The 17,340-nt window shown below is 71.0% G+C and carries 17 protein-coding genes; 11 read left to right on the forward strand and 6 right to left on the reverse strand.

What is annotated here, in order from left to right; genetic code table 11:
* Positions 1-100 precede the first annotated feature (100 nt).
* The 3 genes from ACZ4UU_RS37290 (at position 101) to ACZ4UU_RS37300 (ending at position 4,250) form a co-directional block, all read left to right on the forward strand.
* Positions 101-931, forward strand: a complete 831-nt coding sequence (locus ACZ4UU_RS37290) for a hypothetical protein (protein WP_471907848.1) — start codon at positions 101-103, stop codon at positions 929-931.
* Positions 932-982: 51 nt separating this feature from the next.
* Entirely contained in the window at positions 983-2,614 is a 1,632-nt protein-coding gene (locus tag ACZ4UU_RS37295) for a peptide-N4-asparagine amidase (RefSeq protein WP_471907849.1), read from the forward strand.
* Between the two features lie 169 nt (positions 2,615-2,783).
* Positions 2,784-4,250 (forward strand): cation:dicarboxylate symporter family transporter, encoded by a 1,467-nt coding sequence (locus ACZ4UU_RS37300; RefSeq protein WP_471907850.1) that lies wholly within the window; start codon positions 2,784-2,786, stop codon positions 4,248-4,250.
* A gap of 86 nt (positions 4,251-4,336) precedes the next feature.
* On the opposite strand, the gene ACZ4UU_RS37305 is transcribed toward ACZ4UU_RS37300, so the two are convergent.
* Complete coding sequence (locus ACZ4UU_RS37305) at positions 4,337-4,786, reverse strand: MarR family winged helix-turn-helix transcriptional regulator (protein WP_471907851.1); 450 nt, start codon at positions 4,784-4,786, stop codon at positions 4,337-4,339.
* 94 nt (positions 4,787-4,880) lie between these two features.
* Between ACZ4UU_RS37305 and ACZ4UU_RS37310 the strand changes: the two genes are divergently transcribed.
* Together ACZ4UU_RS37310 and mltG are read left to right on the forward strand one after the other, a co-directional pair.
* On the forward strand, positions 4,881-6,692 hold the full coding sequence (locus ACZ4UU_RS37310; protein WP_471907898.1) for an ABC transporter ATP-binding protein: 1,812 nt from the start codon (positions 4,881-4,883) through the stop codon (positions 6,690-6,692).
* Between the two features lie 43 nt (positions 6,693-6,735).
* Positions 6,736-7,590 carry an endolytic transglycosylase MltG gene (gene mltG / locus ACZ4UU_RS37315; RefSeq protein ID WP_471907852.1) on the forward strand — a complete coding sequence of 285 codons (855 nt, stop codon included), beginning with the start codon at positions 6,736-6,738 and terminating at the stop codon, positions 7,588-7,590.
* A 277-nt stretch (positions 7,591-7,867) separates the two neighbouring features.
* On the opposite strand, the gene ACZ4UU_RS37320 is transcribed toward mltG, so the two are convergent.
* Positions 7,868-8,995, reverse strand: a complete 1,128-nt coding sequence (locus tag ACZ4UU_RS37320; RefSeq protein WP_471907899.1) for an NAD(P)-binding domain-containing protein — start codon at positions 8,993-8,995, stop codon at positions 7,868-7,870.
* Positions 8,996-9,171: 176 nt separating this feature from the next.
* Here ACZ4UU_RS37320 and ACZ4UU_RS37325 point away from each other — a divergent pair, with 176 nt between their 5' ends.
* Entirely contained in the window at positions 9,172-9,594 is a 423-nt protein-coding gene (locus tag ACZ4UU_RS37325) for a secondary thiamine-phosphate synthase enzyme YjbQ (RefSeq protein ID WP_471907853.1), read from the forward strand.
* Between the two features lie 109 nt (positions 9,595-9,703).
* Positions 9,704-10,471 carry a class I SAM-dependent methyltransferase gene (locus ACZ4UU_RS37330; protein ID WP_471907854.1) on the forward strand — a complete coding sequence of 256 codons (768 nt, stop codon included), beginning with the start codon at positions 9,704-9,706 and terminating at the stop codon, positions 10,469-10,471.
* A gap of 43 nt (positions 10,472-10,514) precedes the next feature.
* Here ACZ4UU_RS37330 and ACZ4UU_RS37335 read toward each other — a convergent pair whose 3' ends face one another.
* From ACZ4UU_RS37335 to ACZ4UU_RS37345, 3 genes are all read right to left on the reverse strand, one after another.
* Positions 10,515-11,084 (reverse strand): Rv1733c family protein, encoded by a 570-nt coding sequence (locus ACZ4UU_RS37335; protein ID WP_471907855.1) that lies wholly within the window; start codon positions 11,082-11,084, stop codon positions 10,515-10,517.
* Positions 11,085-11,395: 311 nt separating this feature from the next.
* Positions 11,396-11,770, reverse strand: coding sequence for a TraR/DksA family transcriptional regulator (locus ACZ4UU_RS37340; protein WP_471907856.1), 375 nt, complete (start codon positions 11,768-11,770; stop codon positions 11,396-11,398).
* A 47-nt stretch (positions 11,771-11,817) separates the two neighbouring features.
* Positions 11,818-12,129 carry a TraR/DksA C4-type zinc finger protein gene (locus ACZ4UU_RS37345; protein ID WP_471907857.1) on the reverse strand — a complete coding sequence of 104 codons (312 nt, stop codon included), beginning with the start codon at positions 12,127-12,129 and terminating at the stop codon, positions 11,818-11,820.
* Between the two features lie 327 nt (positions 12,130-12,456).
* On the opposite strand from ACZ4UU_RS37345, the gene ACZ4UU_RS37350 reads away from it, so the two are divergent.
* The 4 genes from ACZ4UU_RS37350 (at position 12,457) to secD (ending at position 16,843) form a co-directional block, all read left to right on the forward strand.
* On the forward strand, positions 12,457-13,407 hold the full coding sequence (locus ACZ4UU_RS37350) for a HAMP domain-containing sensor histidine kinase (RefSeq protein WP_471907858.1): 951 nt from the start codon (positions 12,457-12,459) through the stop codon (positions 13,405-13,407).
* Between the two features lie 2 nt (positions 13,408-13,409).
* Positions 13,410-14,093 (forward strand): response regulator, encoded by a 684-nt coding sequence (locus ACZ4UU_RS37355; protein ID WP_471907859.1) that lies wholly within the window; start codon positions 13,410-13,412, stop codon positions 14,091-14,093.
* 4 nt (positions 14,094-14,097) lie between these two features.
* The gene (locus ACZ4UU_RS37360; RefSeq protein WP_471907860.1) at positions 14,098-14,502 is read left to right on the forward strand and encodes a hypothetical protein; all 405 of its coding nucleotides are present in this window, start codon (positions 14,098-14,100) and stop codon (positions 14,500-14,502) included.
* Between the two features lie 82 nt (positions 14,503-14,584).
* Positions 14,585-16,843, forward strand: coding sequence for a protein translocase subunit SecD (gene secD / locus ACZ4UU_RS37365; RefSeq protein ID WP_471907861.1), 2,259 nt, complete (start codon positions 14,585-14,587; stop codon positions 16,841-16,843).
* Between the two features lie 56 nt (positions 16,844-16,899).
* On the opposite strand, the gene ACZ4UU_RS37370 is transcribed toward secD, so the two are convergent.
* Positions 16,900-17,334 (reverse strand): hypothetical protein, encoded by a 435-nt coding sequence (locus tag ACZ4UU_RS37370; RefSeq protein WP_471907862.1) that lies wholly within the window; start codon positions 17,332-17,334, stop codon positions 16,900-16,902.
* Between the last annotated feature and the right edge of the window lie 6 nt (positions 17,335-17,340).

Raw genomic sequence — 17,340 nt, forward strand, 5'->3', positions numbered from 1 at the left:
CCGTGACAGGTTCGCGTCGCAGCGTGGCCGGACGCAAACGGTTTTCCAAGGAGCCGTACAGATCCGGCTGCCGCGCCGAGCAGGGTGCCACCATGGACCGATGAGGAACGGCGGAGGGCGCGGAGGGCGCGGAGTGCACGGTGTACACGGAGGGCGCGGAGTACGGCGTACGACGGGAGCGAGGTCGGCCCCCGGCTTCCTCCTGGGCCGCCGCCTGGCGGCCCTGACGACGCTGACGACTCTGACCGCTCTGGCGACCCTGACCGCCTGTGGCGCCACGGGACAGGGCAGTGGTGCGGACGTCGGCAAGGGTGCGCGCACAGGCCCGGCCGCCACCCAGGATCCGACGCGGATCCCGGGCGTCGGCGACCGATGGCAACGCCGCATTCCGGCCGACTCCCGCCAGGTCGTGGCGGTTTACGGCGACGGCAGGAACTCCGCGACCGCCACGGTCGTGCTCTACGCCAGACAGGGCTCCACCTGGGACCGCATCCGCAGCTGGCCCGCGCACAACGGCAGGAAGGGCTGGACGACCGACCACCACGAGGGCGACAAGCGCAGCCCCGTGGGCGTGTTCACGCTGAGCGACGCGGGTGGTGTCCTCAAGGACCCCGGGGCGAAGCTGCCGTACACGCGCTCCGCGGCCTTCGCGGCACCGCGCTGGTGGGCGAAGCCGTACTGGCACGACTTCGACTACGTCATCGCCATCGACTACAACCGTGTCAAGGGCACCCCGCCCAACGACCCCACCCGGCCCGAGGGTCAGGGCAAGGGCGGTGGCATCTGGCTGCACATGGACCACGGCAGTGGTACGTCGGCCTGCGTCAGCCTGTCCGAATCGGCGATGGCGTATCTGCTGCGCACGCTCGATCCGGATCGGCATCCCGTGGTGGTGATGGGGGACAGGGCAGACCTGAAACGCTCACGCTGACGCGGGAGGCGTCATTGCGGCGGTGGCCCGACTCCCCGTAGAACACCGGCCATGAAGAGTCGAATCGTCATGTCCATGCTTACGGGAGCAACCCTCCTGGCGAGCACGCTGTTAGGCGCGGCTCCCGCCCGGTCGGCCGATGTGCCCGCCGAGTTCGGCACCGACTGGCACGACCCGGTCACCGCCGCCCCGCCCGTGACCAAGCCGTCCGGCAAGTCCTGCCAAGTCACCGTCGCCGAGGCGCAGTTCCGCGACTTCACCCCGTACAAGGGCACCTACACGCCGCCCGACGGCTGCCGCGAGCGGTGGAGCAAGGTCGTGCTGCGGATGGACGGCAAGGTCAAGGGGCGCCAGTTCGACCGGCTCGGCTATCTGCACGTCGGCGGGGTGGAGATCTTCCGTACGTCGACGCCGGAGCCGTCACCCGACGGGATCGAGTGGTCCGTCGAGAAGGACGTCACGCGGTACAGCGACACCTTCCGCCGCGGCCAGGACGTCGAGATGCTCATCGGGAACGTCGTCGACGACACCTACACCGGCATCATCGACGTCAAGGTCACGCTGACGTTCTACGCCGACCGCCACGCCGCGGACGCCACCGGGCCCACCACGAAGGCCGTCCGCTCCGCCGCCACCCCTGACCGCGTCCTCACCCTCCAGGACGGCACCGTCACCACCCCGCGCAACAGCGAACGCATCGTCGCCGAGGTGTACGCCACCGGATCCGGCGGTGGCTGCGAGGAGTTCTGGTACCTGTCGGCGCCCGATCCGGCGCCCTACTCCTGCAAGGCCGGCGACGGCCCCTACCGCGAGGTGCAGATCGAGGTCGACGGCCAACTGGCAGGAATAGCCGCGCCCTTCCCGCACGTCTGGACGGGCGGCTGGTCCAACCCCTTCCTCTGGTACGTCACGCCGGGGCCGCGCGCCTTCGACGTCAAGCCGATCGAATACGACCTGACACCGTTCGCCGGCCTCCTGAACGACGGTCGCCCGCACCGCGTCGAGGTCTCCGTCGTCGGCGTCCCGGAGGGACAGAGCGGCTGGAGCGCACCCGTGAACGTCCTCGTCTGGCAGGACGCGAAGAGCGCGCACGTCACGGGGCGGCTCACCGAGCACAAGGCGGCCGACCTCGCCAACTCCTCCACGTACACGCCCGGTTCGGAGCATCGGGTGGACACCGAAGGCGGTCACCGGCTGACCGTCGGTGGATACGTGGACACCTCGCACGGCCGGGTGACGACCACCGTGAGCCGGTCGCTCACGAACACCTCCGCGCACCGCTGGACCGACGGCGAGAACCTGGACGCACTCGACGCCACCTGGGCGGACGACCAGTCCGTCACCGTCGACGGACGCGGACCCGCCCGCACGACGCGTACCCAGCGGACGTACACGATGGACGGCTCGATCACGATCGGTGCGGGCGACCGGCTGCGTACCGTGCTGACCCTCGGTGACCGGGCCGCGGTCGCGACGACCCGGGCCGGACAGCGGATCGCGTGGTCGTGGCTCGACGACACCGTGGAGGGCGACGCGTCATGGACGTTGAACGTGCCGCGCGACCAGCGGCACGCGGTCGGTACGACCAGCGAGCGCTATCAGCTGTACGGCTCGAAGGGCTGCTACGACCGCTCGCTCACCAGCGTTCAGGGCGTGCTCACGGAGGATCGCCGGGTCTGCTGAATCCGGCGATGTGCGATGCGTCACTCGGAAAGCGATTTACACGGATGCAACACAGGGGTCTTGTGCGGGACCAACATCACCAGCAAAGTGATCGCCACGGAATCCGCTTTCCGTATGGCAGAAGTCGCCGTCCCTGGCTTCTGTGTGCCGCCGTCCCCTAGGAGTTCCCGTGCCGCCGTCCGAACCGTCCCTGCCGCGACGCGTCGCACGCACACTGCGTACCTCTCTCTTCGCGCAGGTCGCCTGCGCGCTCGTGCTCGGAATCGTCGTCGGGAAGCTGTGGCCCGGCTTCGCCTCGGATCTCCAGCCGCTCGGCGACGGATTCATCCGGCTCATCAAGACGATCATCTCCCCGCTCGTCTTCTGCGTGGTCGTCGTCGGGATCGCCAAGGCCGGTGACCTGAAGGCGTTCGGCCGGATCGGGCTGAAGGCACTGATCTGGTTCGAGGTCGCGAGCACGCTCGCGCTGGTCATCGGCCTTCTCGCCGCCAACGTCGTCCAGCCCGGGTCGGGGATGAACGTCGACCCGTCCACGCTCGACGCCTCGGCGGTCGACGCGAAGACCGGCGGTGGGCACCTTCCGTCGACGACTCAGTTCGTCCTCGAGGCGATTCCGACCTCTTTCATCGGCGCCTTCGCCGAGAACTCGCTGCTTCAGGTGCTCGTCCTGGCCTGTCTGGTGGGCGCCGCGCTGCTGCACCTCGGTCACACCAAGGTGCCCAAGGTGCTGCCGGCCATCGAGCAGGCCCAGGAGATCATCTTCGCGATCGTCGGCTTCGTCATGCGGCTGGCCCCGATCGCGGTGTTCGGTGCGATGGCCGTCCTGATCGGCAACTACGGGCTCGGCGTCATCGAGACGTACGGCAAGCTGATCATCCTGTGCTACGCGGCCGCCGCGCTCTTCATCGCGCTGCTGGCCATCGCCCTGAAGGCGGTCACCGGACTCAGCCTCTGGAAGTTCCTGCGCTACATCCGTGAGGAGATGCTGCTCGCGCTCGGCACCGCCTCCACCGAGTCCGTCCTGCCGCGCGTGATGCAAAAGCTGCGCAAGGCGGGCGCCCGCGACGACGCCGTGGGTCTGGTGCTGCCGACGGGCTACTCCTTCAACCTGGACGGCGCCTCGCTCTATCTGTCCATCGGCACGCTGTTCATCGCCCAGGCCGTGGGCGTGGACCTCAGCCTCAGCCAGCAGATCACGGTCGTGCTGGTGCTGATGCTGACCAGCAAGGGCATGGCGGGCATCCCCGGTTCGGCGTTCCTCGCCCTGTCCGCGACCGCCTCCTCGCTGGGCGCGATCCCGGCCGGAGCCGTCGCGCTGCTGCTCGGCGTGGACCGCATCATGGACTCGATGCGCGTCGTCACCAACCTGCTCGGCAACTGCGTCGCCGTCTTCGCGGTCTCGCGCTGGGAGGGCGCGCTGGACCGGGAGCGGGCGAAGAAGGTCCTGGACGGCGAGATCGTGGTCCACCTGGACGACGAGGAACCGGACGGCGAGGGGCCGGAGGGTCCGCAGGGCGCGGAGCTGAAGAAGCCGGAGGCTGCGGAGTCCGGGAAGGCTGTCCCGGCGCCGTCCGAGGACCCGCTCGTCGCCGTACCGGTCCGGACGGACAAGGAGGGTGCCTCCGAAGCCGGTTGACGTTCGCTCGGTTCAGTATCGAGGGCTCAGCACGGGCCGCGGCCACCCCACCGGCAGTACGGAGCGGTGGCCGCGGCCCTTCGTGCTCAGCACCCTCGCGCGGCGGTCCCGTCGATCAGCGTGTCCAGCAACTCACCCAGCACCGAACGCTGTTCGTCCGTCAGTGGCGCCAGGATCTCCTCCGCCGCCGACCGACGCGCACCGTGCAGCTCCCGCAATGCCCCCCGGCCGTCGTCGGTGAGCTCGATCCGGATCACCCGCCGGTTCGTCGGATCCGGCACCCGCCGCACCTTCCCGCTCGTCTCCAGCCCGTCGACCAGCGTCGTCACCGCGCGCGGGACCACCTCCAGGCGCTCGGCGAGGTCGGCCATCCGGGGCGGTGAGTCATAGTGCGCGAGGGTGCGCAGCAGGCGTGACTGGGCCGGGGTGATCCCCAGGCCGCGCTCCAGCAGGTGGCGTTTCTGGATCCGGTGCACCCGGCGGGTGAAGCGCAGCAGCTGCTCGGCGAGCGGGCCGTCGGGATCGGGGCTGGTCATACGGGAACAATATCAGGACGACATTCATTGTGAGTATAGGTAACAATGAGCTAAGCTCCGTCAGTCCTGCATGACCACACCTCCGAAGGAGCCCATGCACCCCGACAACGAACCCTCCTGGACGCCATCCGCCGAGCCGCAGCCCCGGCAGGTGCGCCGCATCCTGAGACTCTTCCGCCCCTACCGCGGACGTCTGGCCGTCGTCGGCCTCCTCGTCGGCGCCTCGTCGCTCGTCGGCGTCGCCACCCCCTTCCTCCTCAAGGCGATCCTCGACGTCGCCATCCCCGAGGGGCGCACCGGCCTGCTCAGCCTGCTCGCGCTCGGCATGATCCTCAGCGCCATGCTGTCCGGCGTCTTCGGCGTCCTGCAGACCCTGATCTCCACAACGGTCGGCCAGCGCGTCATGCACGACCTGCGCACCGCCGTCTACGGCCGCCTCCAGCGCATGTCGCTCGCCTTCTTCACCCGCACCCGCACCGGCGAGGTGCAGTCCCGCATCGCCAACGACATCGGCGGCATGCAGGCCACCGTCACCTCGACCGCGACCTCCCTGGTCTCCAATCTCACCAGCGTGATCGCCACGATCGTCGCGATGATCGCCCTCGACTGGCGGCTGACCGCCGTCTCGCTGCTCCTGCTGCCGGTGTTCGTCTGGATCAGCCGCCGCGTCGGCAACGAACGCAAGAAGATCACCACCCAGCGGCAGAAGCAGATGGCCGCGATGGCCGCCACCGTCACCGAGTCGCTCTCGGTCAGCGGCATTCTGCTCGGCCGTACGATGGGCCGCTCCAACTCGCTGACCACGGCCTTCTCGGACGAGTCCGAGCGGCTGGTCGACCTTGAGGTGCGGTCGAACATGGCCGGCCGCTGGCGCATGGCCGTCATCGGCATCGTCATGGCCGCGATGCCCGCCGTCATCTACTGGGCCGCGGGCACGGCCCTCCAACTCGGCGGCCCGCAGGTCTCGATCGGCACGATCGTCGCCTTCGTCTCGCTCCAGCAGGGCCTGTTCCGCCCGGCCGTCAGCCTGCTGTCGACCGGCGTCCAGATCCAGGCCTCGCTCGCGCTGTTCCAGCGCATCTTCGAGTATCTCGACCTGCCCATCGACATCACCGAGCGGAAGGACCCCGTCCACCTCGACGCGGTGAAGGGCGAGGTCCGCTTCGAGAACGTCGAGTTCCGCTACGACGGTGACGGCGACGAGGACAAGAGCCGCCCGATCCTCGACGGCATCGACCTCACCGTCCCGGCGGGCGGCAGCCTCGCGGTCGTCGGCCCGACCGGTGCGGGCAAGTCCACGCTCGGCCATCTCGTGCCACGGCTCTACGACGTCACCGGAGGCCGGGTCACCCTCGACGGGGTCGACGTGCGCGACCTCGACTTCGACACCCTCGCCCGCGCGGTCGGCGTCGTCTCCCAGGAGACGTACCTCTTCCACGCCTCGGTCGCCGACAACCTGCGCTTCGCCAAGCCGGACGCCACCGACGAGGAACTGCACGAGGCGGCGAAGGCGGCCCAGATCCACGACCACATCGCGGCCCTGCCCGACGGCTACGACACGGTCGTCGGCGAGCGCGGCCACCGCTTCTCCGGCGGTGAGAAGCAGCGCCTGGCCATCGCCCGCACCATCCTGCGCGACCCTCCGGTGCTGATCCTCGACGAGGCGACCAGCGCGCTGGACACCCGTACCGAACACGCCGTCCAGGAAGCCATCGACGCCCTCTCCGCCAACCGCACCACGGTCACCATCGCCCACCGTCTGTCCACTGTTCGGGGCGCCGACCAGATCGTGGTGCTCGACGCGGGGAGCGTGGCGGAGCGGGGTACGCACGAGGAGTTGGTGGAGCGGGACGGGCGCTATGCGGCGCTGGTTCGTCGTGACGCCCAACTGGAGCCGACGGGGTGACGTTATGCCGGGTTTGTGAGCATGTGCAGGTTACCGTGCCCGCATGCACATGAACACTCCGTCACGGAGCACGATTCGACTGACGCGCCGGGGCCGTATCGCCCTGATCGCCGCCGGCGCCGTCGTGGCCGGCACCGCCGTGGCGGTGCCGCTGCTGAGTCTGGGCGAGGACGAGGAGGCGAAGCCGACCTCGCTGGTGATCCCGGAGGGCTGGCGCGCGAGCCAGGTCTACGCGGCCATCGACAAGGCCCTCACCCTGCCGCCCGGGACCACCAAGAAGTCCCTCGGGAAGCTCGACCTCAAACTGCCCAACGACGCCGAAGGCAACCCGGAGGGCTATCTCTTCCCGGCGACATATCCGCTGGAGCGCGCGGGAAAGAAGGCGACGCCGGACTCCCTGCTGTCGGCCATGGTCGACGCCGCCAACCAGAAGTTCAGCGGCGCCCCGATCGCGGCCGGGGCGCAGCGCAACGCGATGAACGTCTATCAGGCGGTCACCATCGCGAGCATCGTCCAGGCCGAGGCCGACACGAAGGCCGACATGGGCAAGGTGGCCCGGGTCATCTACAACCGGCTCGAACGCGGCATGCCTTTGCAGATGGACTCCACCATCAACTACGCCCTGAACCGCCGCACGCTCAGGACGAGCGACGCCGACACGCGGATCGAGAGCCCCTACAACTCGTACCAGCGCATGGGCCTGCCGCCCACGCCGATCGCCAACCCGGGCGAGGACGCGATGCGCGCCGCGATCAACCCGGCCGCGGGCGACTGGCTCTACTTCGTCACCGTCAAGCCGGGCGACACCCGCTTCACCGCCGACTACTCGGAACACCAGCGCAATGTCGCCGACTTCGACAAGGCCCAACGGAAGGCGTCCCCGAAGCCGACGAAGTGAGCCACCGGGATGGCGACATTCCCGTGGGGTGCGGCTGGTGGTGGGCAGTAGGAAGACAGAGGGCCGCAAGGCGATCGACATGCGGTCGGGCGCTCGGCGGGAGGGCTGGTGCGTCCGGTTGCTCGCGGCGGCCGATCCGGGGCGTTGCAGGCGGGCGCGGGCGGGCGCTGCCGCCACGCGTGGACCAGCTCGGTGGACCAGCCTGCCCGTCGGCCGGGCCCGGCGCGCCCTGGCGGGACAGCACCTTGCCCGGCGGCTCACCCTCCCCGACGGGACGTCATGCGGCGACCGATTCGGTCCCTCGCTCCTTCGCCAGCAACCGTCTGATGTCCCGTACGGCAGCGCGGCCGGCTCGGTTGGCGCCGATCGTGCTGGCGGAAGGGCCGTAGCCGACGAGGTGGATGCGGGGGTCGGCGACGGCGCGCGTCCCCTCGACGCGGATGCCGCCGCCGGGTTCGCGCAGCCGCAGTGGGGTCAGATGGTCGATGGCGGCTCGGAAGCCGGTCGCCCACAGGATGATGTCGGCGTCCAGGCGCCGCCCGTCCTTCCACTCCACGCCGTTCGGCGTGATCCGGTCGAACATGGGCTGCCGGTCCAGCACTCCGTCAGCGAGCCCCTCCCGGATCGCGTCGTTCAGAGGCAGCCCCGTGACCGAGACCACGCTCTTCGGTGGCAGTCCCTGCCGGACCCGCTCCTCGACGAGCGCGACCGCGGCGCGGCCCACGTCCTCGGTGAAGGGACCCTCCCGGAACACGGGCGGACGCCGGGTGACCCAGGTGGTGGCGGCCGCGTACCGGGCGATCTCCAGGAGGTGCTGGGTGCCCGAGGCCCCGCCGCCGACCACGACGACCCGCTGCCCGGCGAACTCCCGCGGCCCGGGGTACTGCGCGGTGTGCAACTGCCGCCCCCGGAACGTCTCCTGGCCGGGGTAGCGCGGCCAGAACGGCCGGTCCCAGGTGCCGGTCGCGTTGATCAGCGCCCGCGTCGACCAGATCCCCGCAGAGGTCTCGACGAGGAGCCGCCCGTCCGGGCCCTCGCGCACGGCACGCACGTCGACGGGGCGTCGCACGCGCAGGTCGAACGTCCTCTCGTACCGGTCGAAGTACTCCGCGATGACCTCGGACGACGGCCGCTCGGGATCGGCATCGCTCAGTTCCATGCCGGGCAGCGCGTGCATCCCGTGCACCTTGCCGTACGTCAACGAAGGCCACCGGAACTGCCAGGCGCCGCCCGGACCGGGGGAGTGGTCGAGCACGACGAAGTCACGGTCCGGCTCGAAGCCGGTGCGCCGCAGGTGATAGGCGCTGGAGAGACCTGCCTGACCAGCGCCTATGACGACCACGTCGACGGACTCGACCGTCTCGATATTGTTCACGCTTCTACTAACGACCTCGAGGGTGCGGATCTTCCCCGCCCTGGGCCCCGACCGTCAGCGCCCGCTCGCGATGAGCAGCCGCACCCCGGCCCGGGCCGTGTCCCCGTGGTACTCCACCACCCCGGACCAGCCGGAGGCCCGCCCACACGTGGCCCGTCGGCGTCCGTAAGCGCGTGAACTCCGGTGCATGGGCGAGGATGGAGTACATGTCAGACGCCTTCACCACCCGAATCCTGAACGTCGCCTCCGGCTCCGCGGAGCGGGTCGTGGACCTCACCCGCGACTGCGAGGCCTTCCTGCGGGAGGCGGCCGCGGGCCGCGACGGCCTGCTGAACATCTTCGTGCCGCACGCCACGGCCGGAGTCGCCATCATCGAAACCGGCGCCGGCAGCGACGACGACCTGCTGGCCGCCCTGCACACCCTGCTGCCCGCCGACGACCGCTGGCAGCACCGCCACGGCAGCCCGGGCCACGGCCGCGACCACGTCCTCCCGGCCATCGTCCCGCCCCACGCGACGCTGCCGGTGCTGAACGGACGACTGGAGCTCGGGACGTGGCAGTCTGTGTGCCTCGTGGACACCAACCGGGACAACCCCGACCGGCAGGTGCGATTGAGCTTCCTGGCTTGAGGATGATCTGCGCCCCGGCTCGGCTGGTGGCTGTTGCCCGGACGGGCGGCCGCCGGAGAGGTCGGTAAATCCGTTGCCGGAGCATCAGCGTCTTCGATCGAATGCCGCCATGAACGCTCATGACGGCCAGGCGGACCATGTCGAGCAGAACCGACGCTACTGGGATGACGAGGCGGCTGCGTGGCACGAGCCGCTCGCCCGCGATCACTGGGCACGGACGGAACCGGGTTGGGGCCTGTGGGGCACCCCTGAAACGGAGGTCTCCGTCCTTCCCGACGGCATAGGCGGGATGCGCACCATCGAGCTGGGCTGCGGTACCGCCTATGTTTCCGCTTGGCTGGCCAGAGCCGGGGCCCATCCGATCGGGATCGACCTCTCGGAGAAGCAACTCGCCACTGCGCGTGCGATGCAGGCGGAGTTCGGCATCGATTTCCCCCTCGTTCTGGGCCAGGCCGAGAAGGTGCCCTACGACGACAACACGTTCGACTTCGCGATCAGCGAGTACGGCGCCTCGTTGTGGTGCGATCCCTATGAGTGGATTCCGGAGGCGGCCCGGCTTCTCGTTCCTGGAGGCCGGCTGGTGTTCATGCGCTACTCACCCCTGTTCGCCCTGTGCCTACGGCCGGAGGGGGCGGCGTCCACCACCCTGTCTCGCGCACAGTTCGGTCTGACTCGGCTGGACTGGGGGAATCACGTGCAGTTCATCCTGCCGCATGGCGAGATGCTGCGTCTGCTGCGGGCCTCCGGCTTCGTCGTCGAGGACCTGATCGAGGTCCGGGCACCCCGGCCCGCACACCGGGACTACGCGGAAGTTCCCGCTGCGTGGGCCCAGCAGTGGCCCAGCGAGGAGATCTGGAAGGCTCGGCTGACAGGATGACAGGCCGTCGAGGTGATGTGAGATCACGGCCAGGCGCGGCGGGCTACAAAGACGTGGTCCAGCGAGGTGCTGTTTCGGCCCAGGCGGCGTCCCAGGCGGCGAGGTTGCGGCGCTGGATGGCGCGGCCCGCGGTGGCGTAGGCGGCGGCCGCGGCGGCATGGACGCCGAGGGCGGCGATGACAGCCGAGCCCATGGCGTGGTTGCGGACCTGGTGGGGAGTCAGGGGCGGGTCGGTGACCTTCCCGTCGGTGTCGGCCCATACGCGGATGATGGTGCCCTTGGGCAGGGCGGGCCGCACATCGGTCTCGGCGGTGTGGGTGTCTCCGTCGGGGTCGGTGAAGCGGACGGCGGTGGGGTAACGGGTCTTCCTGGCTTCGGCGGAGCCGGGTTCGGGGTGGCGCGGGGCGTCCTCGACGAGGACGGCCGTGGTGTGGTGGCGCGTCGCGGCCTGGTGCTGGGCGGCACGGGCGTAGTGGCGGTGGGCGGCGTCGCCGGCCACGAACATCGCGAGGGGGGTGCCCGCCGACACCGTCAGGGCCAGACCGAGGCCGATCAACGCCTGGGCCAGATCGCTGCGGCGGCGCAGGGGATTGCGGCGCAGGCGCCAGAACATGACCCGTGGCAGCTCCTGCGGAGGAAGCGGCGGGGGTGTACGGCCGGGCAAGGGTCCTCCCTTCGGCGGTGGACGCCACGGATGCAATGCCGACCGGACGCGGGGCGGGGCGCGGCCTGGGGGCTGTCCGGCGGATCATGTTCTGGTGCCGGGCCCGGCACGGACATCCGCGCTGACGAGGTGCCCTTCCTTGCCGGGGATCCAGGCGCGGGTAGGGGCACTGCCCATGTCCGGCGGGATGCCGCGGCAGCGCCGGCACAGCGGTCAGGGCCGGTGCCGGGCGAGGGTGGTGCGCGGCAGGCGGGTGCCGGTCATCGGCCCGCCTCCTTGACCTGCTGGCAGCGGGCGCAGTACCGGGCCTGCGGCACGATCATCAGCCGTTCCCGGTCCACAGGGCGCCGGCACAGGTGGCAGGCGCCGTAGCGGCCCTCGTTCATCCGCGTGAGAGCCGCTTCGACGTCGGCCAGGACCATGCGGGCGGAGGCGACGAGCTTGACGTGCACCTCGATCTGCGAGGCGGACCGCCGCCGGATCCGGTCCTCGGCGCGGGAGGTGTCCGGTCCGGTGAGCCGGCGCAGTTGCTCCTGCCGGAAGAGCCGCTGCTCGTGCAGGTTCTCCCGCAGCGCGGCGAGGTCCTCGGCCGACAGACACGTCGTGCTCTCGTCGATGGTCTGGTGGTTCACCACGTCACCCCTTTTGCGGCAGGGCGTAGGAGGTCGGAACGGACGGTTTCTCAGATGGCGCGGCGCTGGCAGGCGACGCAGTGGCGGGCGTACGGCAGGATCTCCAGCCGCTCCGCCGGGACCGGCTTGGCGCAGCCCGCGCAGGTTCCGTAGGTGCCGTCCTCGATGCGGCCGAAGGCATCCTCGATCTCCTTGAGGACCCGCTTCATCGCCGCCAACTGCGCGGACAGCAGCGGATCGTCCGCGCTGTGCCCGGTCTCGCTGAGGGCGTGCAGCTGCGCCAGCCGGGAGACACGGGCGTGTTCGAGGCGCTGACGGGCCTCGTGCGGAGAGGGTTCGGCCCGGGTGACGTCGAGCGACATGATCGGTGCCCTTCTCGTCTCGTCTTGTCTTGTCTGGGCCGGGGTGGTCGTGTGTCATCCACCCCGGTGCCATCCACCCTGGCCGGACGCGCTGCGGATACCTATCGGTCGCGGACTCCATCTACCCCGGGACGGGAGACCCATACGGCCGCTCCATGGGTGGCGCGCGTATGGGGAAATGGGGGTCAGCGCCCATCGACTGCGCGCTCGGGAAGAGGCAGCCTGGCCGCAGGTCGGTCACGCATCCCGGAGTCGCGCACGCCGTGGGCCGCCTGATGGCCGACAGTGGAGGTGAACCGAGGCGGTGGAAGGGAAGGCGTGGGGCCGGTGTCGTTGTTCTGGCGGATCTTCGCCCTGAACGCCGTGGTGCTGGGCCTGGCCACGGCACTGCTGCTGTGGGCTCCGGTGACCGTGTCCGTGCCGGTCCTGCTCACCGAGGCCGTCATCCTGGTCGGCGGTCTCGCCGTCATGCTCGTCGCCAACGCCGCGCTGCTGCGTCTCGGCCTGGCCCCGCTCGACCGGCTGACCAGGCTGATGACCACCGTGGACCTGCTGCGCCCCGGCCAGCGCCTGCCCGCCGCCGGCGGCCGCGAGGTCGCCGAGCTGATCCGTACCTTCAACGCGATGCTGGAGCGGCTCGAACAGGAGCGGGCCACCAGCAGCGCCCGGGCCCTGATGGCCCAGGAGGCCGAACGCCGCCGCATCGCACAGGAACTGCACGACGAGGTCGGCCAGACCATGACCGCGATCCTGCTGGGCCTCAAGCGCGCCGCGGACGACGCACCGGAACCCCTGCGCAAGGACCTGCACGAGGTGCAGGAGATCACCCGGGAGAGCCTGGACGAGGTCCGCCGCCTGGTACGCCGGCTACGACCCGGGGTGCTGGACGACCTGGGCCTGATCAGCGCGCTGACCTCCCTCACCGAGGACTTCGCCACCCACACCGGGCTGCGTATCACCCGCCGTTTCGACACCGACCTGCCCGCCCTGGCACCGGAGACGGAACTGGTCCTCTACCGCGTCGCCCAGGAGTCGCTGACCAACGTCGCCCGGCACGCGTCCGCCGAACACGTCACCGTCGCCCTGCGCCACAGCGACGACGGCGCGGTGCTGACCGTCACCGACGACGGCCGCGGCGTCGAGGCCGCCCGTGAAGGCGCCGGCATCCGCGGCATGCGGGAGCGCGCCCTCCTCGTCGGAGGCAGCCTGGAGATCGCACCGGCCCCCCGCACCGGCACCCGTGTCCAGCTCACCGCGCCCGTATCCAGGAAGCACTGACCATGCCCGAAACGACCACGACCGCCGCGGCGCGGACGAACACGATCCGTATCCTGCTCGCCGACGACCACGCGCTGGTCCGCCGCGGTGTGCGGCTCATCCTCGACCAGGAACCCGACCTGCAGGTGGTCGCCGAGGCCGGGGACGGAGCTCAGGCCATCGAACTGGCCCGCGCCCACGACGTCGACCTGGCAGTGCTGGACATCGCCATGCCACGCCTGACCGGACTCCAGGCAGCCCGTGAACTGGCCGCCCTCAAGCCGGAGCTGCGGATCCTGATGCTCACCATGCACGACAACGAGCAGTACTTCTTCCAGGCCCTGAAGGCCGGCGCGAGCGGCTATGTGCTGAAGTCCGTCGCCGACCGGGACCTGGTCGCGGCCTGCCGGGCCGCGATGCGGGACGAGCCGTTCCTGTATCCCGGCGCGGTCACCGCGCTGATCCGCAACTACCTCGACCGGGCCCGCCACGGCCAGGAGACCCCCGACCAGATCCTCACCCCCCGGGAGGAAGAGGTCCTGAAGCTGGTCGCCGAGGGCCACTCGTCCAAGGAGATCGCCGATCTGCTCTTCATCAGCATCAAGACCGTCCAGCGCCACCGCGCCAACCTCCTGCACAAACTCGGCCTGCGCGACCGCCTCGACCTCACCCGCTACGCCATCCGCGCCGGCCTGATCGAGCCCTGACCGCATGCACGACGCCGCGCGCATCGCCCCCGGCATCCCGCCGCCTGTGCGACGTGCCCCCGCCGTGGCAGTGCTGGCAGCCGTCCTCCTGGCGCTGCTGACCACCCTCGGCGCCGCCGCCCCGCCGGTCGTCGGCGCACCCGTGACAGCCACACAGCACCGGGGCGACGGGCCGCACGCCGCCGACGACTGCGACGCCGCCTGCGTCGTCCGGGCGGCCACCCGCCACGACCCGCACAACGACCACCCCGCCCCGCGCGTCCCCCTCCTCGCCCGCGGCCAGGACATGGACGCCGCCCCGTCGTCCCACGGCGTACGACCCCCGGCCCCGGCGCTCCCCGCGCCGTCCTCGCAGCCCCACACGGCCCACGATCGCGGGCGGGCGCCCCCGGTGTTCTCCGGCACCTGACGCCCCACTCCCCGCCCCATCCACTCCCGCCCCGCCGCGGCCATCACCGGCCGCCGCGGCGGCATGCCTGCCGGAGGCTCCGTTGAACCGTTCCCTGCGCGTACGGGCGCTGCTCGCCCTCGCCGTGCTCGCCGTGTCGCTGTACATCGCAGTCACCGTGCCGGTCCGGCTCGGACTCGACCTGCGCGGCGGTACGCAGATCGTGCTCGAAACCCGCTCCACCGCCACCGCCGAAGCCGACCGCGAGGCCACCGACCGCAGCCTGGAAGTGCTGCGCGGCCGTGTCGACGCACTCGGCGTCGCCGAACCCACCCTCGTCCACTCCGGTGAGAACCGGATCATCGTCGAACTGCCCGGCGTGCGGGACCCGAAGAAGGCCGCCGACGTCCTGGGCCGTACCGCGCAGCTCACCTTCCACCAGGTGCTCGGCACCGCCGACAGCGCCGAGGACAGCACCCGCCCCCTGCCGAAGCGACCACGGGAACGCGTCCTGCCGGACGAGTCCGGCACGCCCCTGCGCCTCGGGGCCGCGGCCCTGACCGGCGAGCATGTCAAGGAGGCCGCCGCCCGCTTCGACCAGCAGGGCGCCGCCGGATGGCACGTCACCGTCGACTTCGAGGGCACCGGCCGCGACGGCTGGGCCCGGCTGACCGGCGAGGCCGCCTGCCATGCGGCGGGCCACCCGGCACGAAGGGTCGCCATCGTCCTCGACGACAAGGTCATCTCCTCCCCGCAGGTCGACCCGTCCGTCGGCTGCAAGACCGGCATCCGCGACGGCGCCACCCAGATCACGGGCTCCTTCAGCCCGGAGGAAGCACGCGAACTGTCCCTGCTCATCAACGGCGGCGCCCTGCCCGTGCCCGTCGAGACCGTCGAACAGCGCACCGTCGGCCCCACCCTGGGCGCGCAGGCCATCGCCGCCAGCGCCTGGGCCGCCGCCATCGGCACCGCGCTGACCTCGCTGTTCATCATCGCCGTCTACCGGCTGCTGGGCGGCCTCGCCGCCGTCGCGCTGGCCTGCTACGGCCTGGTCTCCTACGCCGCCCTGGCCGCCCTCGGCGCCACCCTGACCCTGCCGGGCCTGGCCGGATTCGTCCTGGCCATCGGTATGGCCGTGGACGCCAACGTGCTGGTCTTCGAACGGGCGAGGGAGGAGTACGCGGCCCGCCGCCGCCCCAGCACCCGCTCGGCGCTCGCGGCCGGCTTCCGCAACGCCTTCAGCGCGATCGCCGACTCCAACATCACCACACTGATCGCGGCCGCCCTGCTGTTCTTCCTCGCCTCCGGGCCCGTCCGCGGCTTCGGCGTCACCCTGGGCATCGGCGTGCTCGCCGCCATGTTCAGCGCCCTGGTGATCAGCCGTGTCCTCGCCGAGTTCGCGGCGAGCCGGCCGAGCGTACGCCGCCGCCCCCGCCTCACCGGCATCGCCACCACCGGCCCGGTCCGCGACCGCCTGGTCCGCCGTAACCCCCAGCTGATGCGCCGCCCGCTGCGCTGGCTGGCCACGTCCGCCGCGGTGCTGGTGCTGGCCGGCTCGGGGATCGCGGTGCGGGGGGTCGACCTCGGTGTGGAGTTCACCGGTGGCCGCCTCATCGAGTACGCCACCGCCGGCCCCGTCGACCCCGACCGGGTCCGCACCGCACTCGTCGACGCCGGACTGCCCCGTGCCGTCGTGCAGTCCTCGGGTGACGCGGGCCTGACGGTACGCACCGGGACGTTGACCGACGCCGAAGTGGCCGAGGTCACCGGTGCCGTGGACGACGTCGCGGGCGGGGCCGACAAGGTCCGTGACGAGCTGATCGGTCCCAGCCTCGGCAAGGAGCTGCGTCAAGGCGCGCTGATCGCGCTCGCCGTGGCCCTCGGGGCGCAGCTCGTCTACCTCACCGTGCGTTTCCGCTGGGTCTTCGGTACCGCCGCCGTGGTGGCCCTCGCCCAGGACGTGGTGATCCTGCTCGGCGTCTTCGCCTGGCTGGGCAAGCCCGTCGACGGGGTGTTCCTGGCCGCCCTGCTCACGGTGGTCGGCTACTCGGTCAACGACTCCGTCGTGCTCTTCGACCGCGTCAGGGAACTGGCCCGCAAGGCCTCCCGGACACCGTTCCCCGGCATCGTGAACCAGGCGATCCTGCAGACCCTGCCCCGCACCGTGAACACCGGCATGGGCGCCGCCTTCATCCTCACCGCCCTCGCCGTGCTGGGCGGCTCCTCGCTCACCGACTTCGCCCTCGCCCTGCTCATCGGCCTCGCGGTCGGCACCTGCTCCTCCGTCCTCACCGCCGCGCCCCTCGCGATCCGGCTTCACCGCCGAACGTCACCCCGCAAGAAGCCGTCACCCCGCCCCTGACCGCCGGGATCACCGGCAGGTGGGGGCGGGTGACGCACCGGTCGCCGCGCCGGGCTTCAGCGTGAGGGCCCCTCGCGGTGGTAGCCCTGCGCGAGCCGGGCCAGGGCGACCGCGCCGAGCAGCAGGCCGAAGTCGCGCAGCGCGATGTCGTAGTAGTCGGGGATGGTCAGGAGGTTGACGATGATGCCGGCGAGCCATCCGGCCACCAGCCAGCCCCCGAAGCGAGGGGCAAGAGCGACGACGAGACCCGCGACGATCTCGATGACACCGACGGCGTACATGGCCGCCTGGGCACTGCCGGGAACGACGTCGTTGATCCACGGCGCGAGATAGCCGGGCCAGTCCACGAGGAGGTTGGTGAACTTGTCCAGTCCGAACAGGATCGGCGCCACGGTGAACCCGGTGCGCAGGATGACGAATGCCTGGTAGCGGGGGTCGGCGAGCGCGGCTCGCCGAGGCCCGGCCGACGTGGTTGTGGTGGTGGAGGACATGGCGTT

It is taken from the genome of Streptomyces sp. NPDC028907 (genome assembly GCF_055564995.1).